Raw genomic sequence first — 12,793 nt, forward strand, 5'->3', positions numbered from 1 at the left:
AGAGGCCAATTTGGTGTGGATGTGCCCCGCACCGCAGTCGCCGAGACAGGGGGAGGCCGATAGGCAAACCCAGCAACGGCCCGGCGGCGCGTGGAGGCGGCGGGGCAAAGAGGTTGGCTGGCTGCACGCCCGGCAGGGCATTGGCTTGCAAGAGCAGGCAGTTTAGCTTCGTAATACGAGTTATTCGCATTTGACGGAGGGTTTGTACCCATGCTTTACCCCGCACGCCACCAAAAAACAACAGCCATCCGCGCTATGGTGGCTGACCTGGGGTCAGCGGCCGTAGTTCTACAACGGCTGCAGGCAAGCCACCCGGCGGCGCATGGGCCGATGCCCGTCTTGCATGCCAGAGGCTTGTATCGGCATTGGCCGGCCCGGGGCTTTGTGGTTACATTCGCCGGCTTGCACGCGGCACCCTTATTGCTTACGTTTTGCTACAAACTACGCTTATTTGATCTCTTAGCTCTTACTGCCTCTACCGGACAAAACACATGCCTTCTCCTTCTCGACTCAAGTCTTTGTCCATCTCCAGCCGCCTTGGACTGGGTTTCGGCTGCATGCTGGTACTGGTGATTGCCGTGGCCGCCGTCGGCCAGATCTCTGCCGGCATGGTGAACGGGCAAATGCGCCAGATCACCGGCACCAACGCCACCAAGACACGGCTGGTCAACAGCATGCTGGAAAGCGTCAGCACCCTGGGCATCCAGAGCCGCTCGGCCGCCATGCTGACCGAGATCGACACCAAGCATTCGGCCGAGCTGGTCAAGCAGGTCCAGCAGACCCTGGAGCAGTACGACAAGCGCGAAGCCGCGCTGACCGAGCTGTTCAAGGCGGCAGACACCACGCCCGCCGAGCAAAAGCTGCTGAAAGACATTGCCGATATCGGCCGCAAGACCCGGCCTGATCTGATGGAAGCCATCAAGGCCTCGGTAGACGGCGACAGCGTGGCCGCCACCACCGGCCTGATGAGCCGGGTCGACCCCAGCGAAACCATCTGGCGCGCCAAGCTGGCCGAGCTGATCGAGCTGCAGAACAGCTTGAACAACGACACCACGGTCTCGGCCGAGCAAACCCAGAGCCGTGCCCGGCTGACCGGCGGCCTGCTGGTCTTGCTGTCGCTGGCCCTGGGCGGCCTGATCGCCTGGCGCATCACCGGCAGCATCACCCAGCCGATTGGCCGCGCCGTGGTGGTGGCCGAGCGGATTGCCCGCGGTGACCTGACCTCGCAGGTCGAGGTGCGCATCCATGACGAAACCGGCCGCCTGCTGGAAGCCATTGCCGCCATGCAGGACCGGCTGCGCGCCATGGTCGGCGACATCGGCCAGACCGCGGAATCGATCCAGGTCGCCAGTGCCGAGGTGGCCTCGGGCAATCTGGACCTGAGCCAGCGCACCGAGCAAGCGGCCAGCAATCTGCAGGGCGCGGCTACGGCTTTGTCAGACCTGACCGGCACGGTCAGCCACAGCGCGGGCTCGGCCCGCCAGGCGAATCAGCTGGCGGCCAGCGCATCCGAAGTCGCCACCCGCGGCGGCGAAGTGGTGCTGCAGGTGGTCAAGACCATGGACGAGATCAGCACCAGCTCGAAGAAGATCGCCGACATCATCAGCGTGATCGACGGCATCGCCTTCCAGACCAATATCCTGGCGCTGAATGCCGCTGTTGAAGCTGCCCGCGCCGGCGAGCAGGGCCGCGGCTTTGCCGTGGTGGCCAGCGAGGTGCGTAGCCTGGCGGTGCGCGCGGCCACCGCGGCCCGTGAGATCAAGGCCTTGATCGGCAGCAGCGTGGAGCGGGTGCAGGTGGGCAACGACCTGGCCAGCCATGCGGGCCAGACCATCCAGGAGCTGGTGCAGTCGGTCAAGCGGGTGTCGGACATCATGGCCGAGATCACCTCGGCCACCGAAGAGCAAAGCCAGCGCATCGGCTCGGTCAGCCATTCGATGGAGCAGCTGGAAAACGTGACCCAGCAAAATGCTGCCTTGGTGGAAGAGGGCGCAGCCGCCGCCGACAGCCTGCAGGACCAGGCCGGCAAGCTGACCCAGATGGTGCACGCCTTCCGCCTGAGCCGCGAAACCACCGATGGCCGCGCCTGGCAAGAAAATGCCCAGCCGGTGGCCGCACCACCGGTGCAAGCCAAGCCCGCTGCAGCTTTGGCCCGGGCCTCCGTGCCGGCCTTGCCCCGCCGCTGAGTACACCGCAGCACATCGGCGCCAGTGCCGACAAGGCCGGTGTACTGGCTTACACTCGACCGGATGCGATGCATTTTTTGCAATCCTGCACGTGTGAAGCACGGATGCACCGGCCCACAAAGCCTCTTCTTTTTTAACGCGCACGGTGCAGCAAACCGTGCCGCGTGCTTTCTTTTTTGACAGGCGACCCGCCATGCATAACGGCAAAGACTCCAGCCTCATATCCAACCCCGAAGTCCTGGTGCGCAAGCGCCGCAAGGGCATCTACATCCTGCCGAATCTGTTCACGCTGGCGGCCTTGTTTGGCGGCTTCTATGCCATCGTGATGGCGGTGAACGGCCGCTTCGACCAGGCTGCCGTCGGCGTGTTCTGCGCCATGGTGCTGGACAGCCTGGACGGCCGCGTGGCCCGCATGACCAATACCCAGAGCGCGTTTGGCGAGCAAATGGATTCGCTGTCCGACATGGTGTCGTTCGGCGCGGCGCCGGCCTTGATCGCCTACATCTGGTCGCTGAAGGACCTGGGTCGCTGGGGCTGGATCGCAGCTTTTGTTTACTGCGCCTGCGCGGCTTTGCGGCTGGCCCGTTTCAATGTGAATACCGGGGTGGTGGACAAGCGCTATTTCCAGGGCTTGCCATCGCCGGCTGCCGCTGCCTTGATGGCTGGCTTCATCTGGCTGATGAACGACCAGGAGATCGCGGGTGCGCACGTGGCCTGGCTGATGTTCGCGCTGGCGCTGTACTCGGGCCTGAGCATGGTGACCAATGCGCCGTTCTACAGCTTCAAGGATGTGCAGATGAAGAAGAGTGTGCCGTTTGCGGTTATCGTGTTGATCGCCCTGGGCATTGCCATCATCAACATCCATCCGCCCATCGTGCTGTTCGGCGCGTTTGTGATCTACGGCTTCAGCGGCTACGGCGTGTACGCCTGGCGCAAGTTCAAGGGCGTGCAGACCAGTGTCATCAGCACCTCCAAGGACGAACCCGACGAACGCGGCCTGCACAAATAAAACGCGCTAGAATCCACCGCTATGAACAAGATTTCGCTAGCCCTACTACTGATCCCCTCCGGGCGGAGACGGTAGCGCACGCGCAATTCCAGTCACAACGGCCCGTATGCACCAGCAACGGGCCGTTTTTCATTGGGTTGCTGGTTTTAGAAACTTGAGAGAAGTCACCATGTTGAAGCAACCTGCCAGCAAATACCCAGCCTTCCCACCCATCGCTTTGCGCGACCGCGCCTGGCCCAACGCCCAGCTGACCCAGGCCCCGGTCTGGCTCAGCACCGATCTGCGCGACGGCAACCAGGCGCTGATCGAGCCGATGGACATGGCGCGTAAGCTGCGCATGTTTGGGCATTTGCTGCAGATTGGTTTCAAGGAAATCGAGGTCGGCTTTCCGGCCGCGTCGCAGATCGAATTCGACTTTGTGCGCCGCCTGATCGACGACAACATGGTGCCTGACGATGTGACCATCCAGGTCATGACTCCCGCCAAGGAACCCTTGATCCGCCGCACCATGGAAGCCCTGGTCGGCGCCAAGCGCGCCATCGTCCACATGTACAACGCGACCTCGCCCTTGATGCGCCGCGTGGTGCTGGGCATGGACGAAGACCAGATCGTCGAATTGGCCACCAGCCACGCCCGCCAGATCCAGGACTTGGCCCGCCAGCAGCCGGCCACGCAATGGACCTTCCAGTATTCGCCCGAGCATTTCTCGGGCACCGAGTTGGCCTTTTCCAAGCGCGTGATCGACGCCGTCACCGCAGTCTGGCAGCCGACGCCGGCCCAGCCCTGCATCATCAACTTGCCCACCACGGTGGAGCATTCCACGCCCAATGTGTTTGCCGACATGATCGAGTGGATGGACCGCCATCTGGCGCGGCGCGACAGCATCGTCTTGTCGGTGCACCCGCACAACGACCGCGGCACCGGCGTGGCGGCGGCCGAACTGGCCATGATGGCCGGTGCCCAGCGTGTCGAAGGCTGCTTGTTCGGCAATGGCGAGCGCACCGGCAATGTCGACATCGTGAACATCGCGCTGAACCTCTACACCCAGGGGGTGTCGCCCCAGTTGGACTTCTCGCAGATCGACGAGATCCGCCGCATGGTCGAGCACTGCAACCAGCTGCCGGTGCATCCGCGCCACCCCTATGTGGGCGAGCTGGTCTACACATCCTTTTCCGGCACCCACCAGGATGCGATCAAGAAGGCTTTTGCGCTGCACACCGAAGATGCGGTCTGGGCGATTCCCTACTTGCCGATTGACCCAAAAGACCTGGGCCGCAGCTACGAGGCGGTGATTCGCGTCAACAGCCAGTCGGGCAAGGGCGGCATGGCGTACTTGCTGGAAACCGAGTACGGCCTGGAGTTGCCGCGCCGCTTGCAGATCGAGTTCAGCCAGATCGTGCAGGCCGTGATGGACGGCGCCAACAAGGAACTCACCGCACAGGATTTGTGGGAGCTGTTCCAGCGCGAATACGGCACGGCCAGCATCGCCACACCCGCCATCCCCGTAGCGGGGCAGGGCGTGGGGCCGATCGATGCCTTCGTGAACCACCTGAATGCCACCGGCGCCACCCAGGTGCGGGTACTCGACTACCACGAGCACGCCTTGGGCGCGGGCGCGAATGCCCAGGCCGTGGCCTATCTGGAGCTGCGGATTGACGAGCAGCACACCGTGTTTGGCGTGGGCATGGACGCGAATATCGTGTCGGCTTCGCTGAAGGCGATTCTCTCGGGCTTGCAGCGCGCCCAAAGCCATGCGATTAAGCGCGAAAATACAGGGCTTGCCGAAGAACCGGCATCCGTCTAAAACTAGAACCCACAGGAGCTCTCCATGGCCGACAAACTCATCATTTTTGACACCACCTTGCGTGACGGCGAGCAGTCGCCCGGAGCAAGCATGACGCGCGACGAAAAGCTGCGCATCGCGCGCCAGCTGGAACGCCTCAAAGTGGATGTGATCGAAGCCGGCTTCCCCGCCAGCTCCATCGGTGACTTCGAGGCCGTGCAGGCGATTGCCCGGGCCATCAAGGACTCGACCGTCTGCGGCCTGTCGCGCGCCAACGACCGCGATATTGCACGCGCCGCCGAAGCCTTGAAGGATGCGGCCAGCGCCCGCATCCACACCTTTATCGCCACCTCGCCGCTGCACATGGAAAAAAAGCTGCGCATGACGCCCGACCAGGTGTTCGAGCAGGCCAAGCAGGCTGTGCGCTTTGCGCGCAACCTGGTCGCCGATGTGGAGTTCAGCCCCGAAGACGGCTACCGCAGCGACATGGACTTCTTGTGCCGCGTGCTGGAGGCCGTGATCGCCGAGGGCGCGACCACCATCAACGTGCCCGATACCGTGGGCTACGCCATCCCCGAGCTGTACGGCAACTTCATCAAGACCTTGCGCGAACGCATTCCAAACAGCGACAAAGCCATCTGGTCGGTGCACTGCCATAACGACCTGGGCATGGCGGTGGCGAATTCGCTGGCCGGCGTTAAGCTGGGTGGTGCACGCCAGGTGGAATGCACCATCAACGGCCTGGGCGAGCGCGCTGGCAATTGCTCGCTGGAAGAAATCGTCATGGCGGTGAAGACCCGGCGCGATTACTTCGGCCTGGAGCTGGGCATCGATGCCAAGCACATCCTGGCCACCAGCCGCATGGTCAGCCAGACCACCGGCTTTGTAGTGCAGCCGAACAAGGCGGTGGTCGGCGCGAACGCGTTTGCCCATGCCTCCGGCATCCACCAGGACGGCGTACTCAAGGCCCGCGACACCTACGAAATCATGCGTGCCGAAGACGTGGGCTGGAGCCACAACAAGATCGTGCTGGGCAAGCTGAGCGGCCGCAATGCCTTCAAGCAGCGCCTGCAGGACCTGGGCGTGACCATGGACAGCGAGGCCGACATCAACGCCGCCTTTGCCCGCTTCAAGGAGCTGGCCGACCGCAAGAGCGAAATCTTCGACGAAGACATTCTGGCCCTGGTCAGCGACGAGAGCATTGACCACGCGAGCGAGCAATACACCTTTGTCTCGCTGTCGCAGCACAGCGAAACCGGCGAACGCCCGCAAGCGACGGTGGTGTTCACCGCCAACGGCAAGGAAGTCAAGGGCGAGTCCGACGGCAACGGCCCGGTGGATGCGTCCCTGAAGGCCATCGAAACCCATGTGCAAAGCGGCGCCGAGATGGTGCTGTACTCGGTCAACGCCATCAGCGGCTCGACCGAAAGCCAGGGCGAAGTGACTGTGCGGCTGCAGAACAGCGGCCGGGTGGTGAACGGCACGGGTTCGGACCCGGACATCGTGGTCGCTTCGGCCAAGGCCTACCTGAGTGCGTTGAACAAGCTGCAGAGCAAAGCTGATCGCGTCGCAGCCCAAGGTTGATGCAGCGTTTCGACCGGATCGATGCCCTGCGTGGGCTGGCCATCGTATGGATGACGGCCTTCCACTTCGGCTTTGATCTGGTCCATGCGGGGCTCTGGCAGCAGAACTTTTACGCTGATCCGTTCTGGACCGGGCAGCGCACCGCCATCGTCAGTCTGTTTCTATTTTGCGCGGGGCTGGGCCAGGCGGTGGCGGCGCAGCAGGCAGTCCGCTGGCCGCGCTTCTGGCGGCGCTGGGGCCAGGTGGCGGGCTGTGCACTGCTGGTCTCGGCCGGTTCGGCCCTCATGTTTCCGCACAGCTGGATCTACTTCGGCGTGCTGCACGGCATCGCCGTGATGCTGGTTGTAGCGCGGCTGACGGCCGGCTGGGGCCTCTGGCTGTGGCCGCTGGGGGCGCTGGCGATTGCTTCCAAATTCATAGCTGCTTACGCAATCGATATCAGCACTACAGCCGTATTCTTTAACCAAAAGACGGTGAACTGGCTGGGCTGGATCACCCAGAAGCCCATCACCGAAGACTATGTGCCCATCTTCCCCTGGCTGGGCGTGCTGTGGTGGGGCATGGCCGCCGGCTTCTGGCTGCTGCGCCACCGGCCGGTTTGGCTGCAAGGCGCGGCGCCGCGGCCGCTGGCCTGGCTGGGCCGCTGGAGCCTGCCGTACTACATGCTGCACCAGCCGCTGCTGATCGCCGCCATCACCGGATTCACCTGGTTCAAGACGTAAAAAAAGCGGCCTAGGCCGCTTTTTTGTGGGCAAGCGCTAAGGCTTATTCCACTTTCGCTGCAGCGCGCAGCTCTTGCTGGAATGCTGCCAGCTTTTGCTGTTGCAATTGCTGACCAATTTGTGGCTTCACTTCTTCGAACTTGGGCAACTGGGCTTGGCGCTCGTCGTCCAGGCGGATGATGTGGTAACCGAACTGGCTCTTCACCGGGGTGTCGGTGGTCTGGCCTTTTTTCAGCAGGATCAGGGCTTCGGTGAATTCCTTCACGTAGCTGCTGGGGTTGGCCCAGTCCAGATCGCCGCCCTTGGCGCCGGAGCCTGGGTCTTTGCTGGACTTCTTGGCGATGGCGGCGAAGTTGCCACCTTTCTTCAGCTGGGCAATGATGGCCTTGGCTTCGGATTCTTTTTCCACCAGGATGTGGCTGGCCTTGTATTCCTTGCCGCCGTTGGCCGCGACGAACTTGTCGTACTCGGCTTGCATGTCGGCGTCGGTCACGGGGTGGGTCTTCTGGTAGTCGGCGAACAGTTCGCGGATCAGCAGGGTCTGGCGGGCCAGGTCCAGCTGGGTCTTGTAGCTGTCGGTGGCGTCCAGGCCGCGCTTTTGGGCTTCCTGCATGAAGACTTCACGCGCAATGACTTCTTCCTTGATCTGGCCTTCGAGTTCTGGCGTGATCTGGCGGCCCGACTGGGCGACCTGCTGGGCCAGCGTATCCACGCGGGATTTCGGGACTGCCTTGCCGTTCACGATGGCGACGTTCTGGGCGCTGGCCGACATGGCCATGCCGCCCAGCAAAGCAGCGGCGACCATGGTGGATAACAGTGTTTTCTTCATACGTTTCCTAGGAGGGGGTTGGGAGTCGCCGATTCAGGATCGACTCTGATGGACAAGGTAAAAGGATGGCTTAAAGCGCTTCAATCGCAATGGCGTGTACGCCCTGGTCGATGAAATCCTGCAGAGCATCATACACAAGGCGGTGACGGGCCACGCGGGACTTACCTGTAAACAAAGGTGAAGCGATGCGCACCCGGAAATGGGTGCCGAAACCGCTGCCGTTGGCACCCGAATGGCCGGCATGGGCCGCGCTTTCGTCCAGCACTTCGAGCTGGGTCGGGGCCAGTTTCTCGCGCAGCCGCTGCTCTAGCTGGGTGGCGCTGTGGCTGATCAGGTCGTTCATACGGTTTTGTCCGATTCGGCCACGTCGCTGGCGGGCGCATCCGAGCCCAGGTAGCGCGAGATGTACCAGCCCTGGCCGCCCATGAAGACCAGCGGGAACACATAGCCCCAGATCTTGAAGTTGATCCACTGGTCGGTGGTGTAGTAGGCCGCCACATAGCCGTTGACTGCCGCCATGAAAAAGCAGTACAGCATCCAGGCGACGTTCAGGCGCATCCACACCGCATCGGGCAGCTCCAGCTGGCTGCCCAGCATCAGTTTCAGGTAGTTCTTCTTCATCGGCCACATGGCGATGCCCATGGCCAGTGCCATGGCGATGTAGAGCACGGTGGGCTTCCATTTGATGAAGGTTTCGTCCTGCAGGATCAGCGTCAGCGCGCCAAAACCCAGCACCATGCCCAGGGTGATCTTGTGCATGGTGGTCAGGCGCTTGTCGATGGCATAGGTGACGGCCATTTGCACCACGGTGGCGCCCATCAGCACGCCGGTGGCGATGTAGATGGTGGTGAGTTTGTAGGCGCCGACGAACAGCAGAATGGGTAAAAAGTCGAGCAGGGTTTTCATGTGGCTGGAGGAAAGGCGAACCGGGTAGCTTAACTGGCCTTGAAATCGAGCGAGGCCGAGTTCATGCAATAGCGCAGGCCGGTGGGCGAGGGGCCGTCTTCGAACACATGGCCCAGGTGGGCGCCGCATTCGGAGCAGACGGTTTCGACCCGGCGCATGCCGTGGCTGGTGTCGGTGATTTCTTCGATGGCGCCGGGTTCGGCCTCTTGCGAGAAGCTGGGCCAGCCGCAGCCGGCGTCGAACTTGGCTGCCGAATCGAACAGCTTGGCGCCGCAGCAGATGCAGTGGTATTCGCCCTGCACCCAGTGCTGGTCGTACTTGCCGGTGTGCGGGCGCTCGGTGGCAGCATGGCGGGTCACCTGGAAGGCCGCGGGCTCAGCGCCTTTTTCGGCCAGTACGGCCTTCCATTCGGCGTCGGTTTTTTCAATTTTGTGGGTCATGATGAACAGCTGATAGCGATGGAAGAAGCCCAGTCGGGCGGGAAGTCGGCGTAGGTGTCATACCCCGGATGTTCGTCAAATGGGGTCTCCAGCAGCGCCAACAAGGTGTGGACTCCGGAAAAGTCCTTTTGGTTCGCCAGCCGGATGGCCTGTTCGCCCAAATGGTTGCGCAGCACGAACTTAGGGTTGGTTTTAAGCATCAAATCGCCTGCCAGCGCAGTATCTACCTGCGCAAGCCGCTCTTGATACTGTAGCAACCAGGCGTCCAGCGCGTCGCGGTCTACCAGCATGTCACGCACCGCGTTGGGTGCCGTACCGGGCGCATTACCGGGCGTCTTGGCCACCCAATGGCTGAGGCGGCGCCAGAAGATGGTGAAGTCCACATGCTCCTGGGCCAGCAGCTGCAGGATGCCCTCGGCCAACGCCTGGTCGCCCGGCTGCGCGTCCAGCAAGCCGAGCTTGGCGCGCAGGCCGCGGGCCATGGCTTCGGGGTAGATGGTTTTATAGCTTTCCAGCGCGGCCAGAGCGTAGTCGCGTTCGCCTATCAGCGGCAGCAGTGCCTGGCCCAGGCAGAACAGATTCCAGTGGCCGATGTTGGGCTGCTGGTCGTAGGCATAGCGGCCCTGGTCGTCGCTGTGGTTGCAGATGTGGTCGGGGTTGTAGCCGTCGAGAAACTGGAACGGCCCGTAATCCAGGGTCAGGCCCAGGATGCTCATATTGTCGGTATTCATCACGCCGTGGCAGAAGCCCACCGCCTGCCACTGGGCGATCAGCTCGGCGGTGCGCGCGGTCACCGCCTGCAGCAGGGCCGCATAGGGGTTGCCGCCAAAGGCCTGGCTGTGCCGGCACTCGGGGTAGTACTGGTCGATCACAAAGTCGGCCAGCTGCTGCAGCGGCTCCAGCTGATTCCGCGCCGCAAAGTGCTCGAAATGGCCGAAGCGGATGAAACTGGGCGCGACCCGGGTCACCACGGAGGCGGTTTCCATGGTTTCACGGCGCACCGGCGCGTCGGAGCCGGTGATGCACAACGCCTGCGACGTTGGAATGCCCAGGCCGTGCATGGCCTCGCTGCACAAGAATTCGCGGATGCTGGAGCGCAGCACGGCCCGGCCGTCGCCCATGCGCGAGTAGGGCGTGCGGCCCGCGCCCTTGAGTTGCAGCTCCAGCCCCTGGCCGTGGGCGCCCAGCACCTCGCCCAGCAGGATCGCCCGGCCGTCGCCCAGTTGCCCGGCCCATTGGCCGAACTGGTGGCCGCTGTAGACGCTGGCCAGGGTTTGCGCGCCGCGGATGGGGGCGTTACCGGTAAAGGCCTGCGCGCCGGCATCGGAGCTGAGCCAGCCGGGGTCCAGCCCCAGCTCGCGTGCCATCGCCGCGCTGTGGCCCACCCAGTAGGGGGCGGGCAGGGGTGTAGGCTGCAGGTTTGTATAAAAAGTGCTACCCAGGCCGGCGAAGCGGTTGCGCCAGGTCAGGCCCAGATCGAGGTCTAGCGGAGTCTCAACGGCAATATTCATCCCCGGATTGTCCCGCAGATGCGCCGGGACGCGCTGGCGACACCCTGCGGGTCAACACCGGGGCCAAGGGGATTAGCGTTGGGCAATACTGGAATCTATCTCAAAGAGGAGTAAACCGATGCTGGGCCTGATGCAAAACCAACCCCTGCTGATCTCGACGCTGATCGCGTTTGCCGACCGCCACCATGGCGATGCCGAAATCGTTTCGCGGCGGGTCGAGGGCGATATCCATCGCACGACCTATCGCCAAGTCGCCGCCCGCGCCCGCCAGGTAGCGAATGCGCTCGACGGCCTGGGCCTGGCGTTTAGCGACCGCGTCGCCACCCTGGCCTGGAACGGTTACCGGCACCTGGAACTGTACTTTGGCGTCAGCGGCTCGGGCCGGGTGCTGCACACCATCAACCCGCGCCTGCACCCGGACCAGATCGCCTGGATCACCCAGCACGCCGAAGACCGGGTGCTGTGCTTCGACGCCACCTTTCTGCCGCTGGTCCAGGCAGTGCATGCGCGCTGCCCGACGGTGCAGCACTGGGTCATGCTCTGCGACGCCGACAAGCTGCCGGCCGACACCGGCATCCCCGGCCTGCTGAGTTTTGAAGCCTGGATAGGCGCGGCTTCCAGTAGCTACGACTGGCCGGTGTTCGATGAAAACACCGCCTCCAGCATGTGCTACACCAGCGGTACCACCGGCGACCCGAAAGCCGCGCTGTACAGCCACCGGTCCACCACCTTGCACGCCTACGCCGCCGCCTTGCCCGATGCCATGGACATCAGCGCGCGGGATGCGGTGCTGCCGGTGGTGCCCATGTTCCACGTCAACGCCTGGGGCATCCCGTACAGCGCGGCGCTGACCGGCTGCAAGCTGGTGTTCCCCGGCCCGGCGATGGACGGCAAATCGATCTACGAGCTGATCGAGTCTGAAAAGGTGACCTTCGCCGCCGGCGTGCCCACCGTCTGGCAGATGCTGCTGGGCCATATGCAGCCGGGCGGCCTGCGCTTCAGCAGCCTGCAGCGCACGGTGATCGGCGGCTCGGCCTGTCCGCCGGCCATGGTCAACGCCTTCCAAAACACCTATGGCGTGGAAGTGCTGCACGCCTGGGGCATGACCGAGATTTCGCCCCTGGGAACCCTATGCAGCTTGAAGAACAAGCACCTTCTGCTATCTAAAGATGAGCAAATGGCGATCCGCCTGAAGCAGGGGCGGGCGGTCTACGGTGTGGACATGCAGATTGTTGACGGCGACGGCCAGCCACTGCCGCACGACGGCGTGGCCGCCGGCGACCTGCTGGTCAAGGGGCCGTGGATCGTGGCTGACTATTACAAAAGCCAGGCACCCAGTCCGCTGGTGGACGGCTGGTTTCCCACCGGCGACGTGGCCACCATCGACGCCGACGGCTATTTGCAGATCACCGACCGCAGCAAGGACGTGATCAAGTCGGGCGGCGAATGGATTAGCTCGATCGCGGTCGAGAACATCGCCGTTGCCCACCCAGCCGTCGCCATGGCGGCCTGCATCGGCATCAAGCACCCCAAGTGGGACGAGCGGCCCATCGTGGTGGTGGTGAAGAAGCCTGGCGCCGAACTCACGGCAGCCGAGCTGCTGCAGTTCTACGAGGGCAAAACCGCCAAGTGGCAGATCCCCGACGACGTGGTGTTCGTCGACGCGATTCCGCTGGGCGCCACCGGCAAGATGCAGAAGATGCGCCTGCGCGAGCAGCTGAAGGACTACCGCTTGCCTGGCACCTCCTGAATGACGTGCCAAAAATGCTTCTGGCGCAGTATCTACCTGCGCTAGAAGCTATGGATATAGGAGCGAAACTCGG

The 12,793-nt window shown here is 63.2% G+C and carries 11 protein-coding genes; 6 read left to right on the top strand and 5 right to left on the bottom strand.

Features of this window, described 5'->3' with window-relative positions:
• Positions 1–491 precede the first annotated feature (491 nt).
• From J2X19_RS08280 to J2X19_RS08300, 5 genes are all read left to right on the top strand, one after another.
• Entirely contained in the window at positions 492–2,186 is a 1,695-nt protein-coding gene (locus J2X19_RS08280; protein ID WP_116607977.1) for a methyl-accepting chemotaxis protein, read from the top strand.
• Between the two features lie 193 nt (positions 2,187–2,379).
• Complete coding sequence (gene pssA / locus J2X19_RS08285; RefSeq protein WP_310372326.1) at positions 2,380–3,195, top strand: CDP-diacylglycerol--serine O-phosphatidyltransferase; 816 nt, start codon at positions 2,380–2,382, stop codon at positions 3,193–3,195.
• Positions 3,196–3,364: 169 nt separating this feature from the next.
• Entirely contained in the window at positions 3,365–4,999 is a 1,635-nt protein-coding gene (locus J2X19_RS08290) for a 2-isopropylmalate synthase (protein WP_310372328.1), read from the top strand.
• Between the two features lie 24 nt (positions 5,000–5,023).
• Positions 5,024–6,562, top strand: a complete 1,539-nt coding sequence (locus J2X19_RS08295) for a 2-isopropylmalate synthase (RefSeq protein WP_310372330.1) — start codon at positions 5,024–5,026, stop codon at positions 6,560–6,562.
• The gene (locus tag J2X19_RS08300; protein ID WP_310372332.1) at positions 6,562–7,284 is read left to right on the top strand and encodes a heparan-alpha-glucosaminide N-acetyltransferase; all 723 of its coding nucleotides are present in this window, start codon (positions 6,562–6,564) and stop codon (positions 7,282–7,284) included. Before J2X19_RS08295 ends, J2X19_RS08300 begins: the two co-directional genes overlap by 1 nt.
• A gap of 43 nt (positions 7,285–7,327) precedes the next feature.
• Here the strand turns inward: J2X19_RS08300 and J2X19_RS08305 are convergent, their stop codons facing one another.
• The 5 genes from J2X19_RS08305 to J2X19_RS08325 all read right to left on the bottom strand — a co-directional run bounded on the left by J2X19_RS08305 (position 7,328) and on the right by J2X19_RS08325 (position 10,970).
• Positions 7,328–8,113 (bottom strand): peptidylprolyl isomerase, encoded by a 786-nt coding sequence (locus J2X19_RS08305; protein ID WP_116607972.1) that lies wholly within the window; start codon positions 8,111–8,113, stop codon positions 7,328–7,330.
• A gap of 70 nt (positions 8,114–8,183) precedes the next feature.
• On the bottom strand, positions 8,184–8,456 hold the full coding sequence (locus J2X19_RS08310) for a BolA family protein (RefSeq protein ID WP_116607971.1): 273 nt from the start codon (positions 8,454–8,456) through the stop codon (positions 8,184–8,186).
• Positions 8,453–9,019, bottom strand: a complete 567-nt coding sequence (locus tag J2X19_RS08315) for a septation protein A (RefSeq protein ID WP_116607970.1) — start codon at positions 9,017–9,019, stop codon at positions 8,453–8,455. The genes J2X19_RS08310 and J2X19_RS08315 overlap by 4 nt, the downstream gene beginning before the upstream one ends.
• Before the next feature lie 29 nt (positions 9,020–9,048).
• The gene (msrB, locus tag J2X19_RS08320; protein ID WP_116607969.1) at positions 9,049–9,459 is read right to left on the bottom strand and encodes a peptide-methionine (R)-S-oxide reductase MsrB; all 411 of its coding nucleotides are present in this window, start codon (positions 9,457–9,459) and stop codon (positions 9,049–9,051) included.
• On the bottom strand, positions 9,456–10,970 hold the full coding sequence (locus J2X19_RS08325) for a protein adenylyltransferase SelO (protein WP_310372338.1): 1,515 nt from the start codon (positions 10,968–10,970) through the stop codon (positions 9,456–9,458). The genes msrB and J2X19_RS08325 overlap by 4 nt, the downstream gene beginning before the upstream one ends.
• 118 nt (positions 10,971–11,088) lie before the next feature.
• Between J2X19_RS08325 and J2X19_RS08330 the strand changes: the two genes are divergently transcribed.
• Complete coding sequence (locus J2X19_RS08330; RefSeq protein WP_310372341.1) at positions 11,089–12,720, top strand: 3-(methylthio)propionyl-CoA ligase; 1,632 nt, start codon at positions 11,089–11,091, stop codon at positions 12,718–12,720.
• The last annotated feature ends 73 nt before the right edge of the window (positions 12,721–12,793 follow it).

This window comes from Rhodoferax ferrireducens, from assembly GCF_031458075.1.
Classification (GTDB): Bacteria; Pseudomonadota; Gammaproteobacteria; order Burkholderiales; family Burkholderiaceae_C; genus Rhodoferax_B; species Rhodoferax_B ferrireducens_A.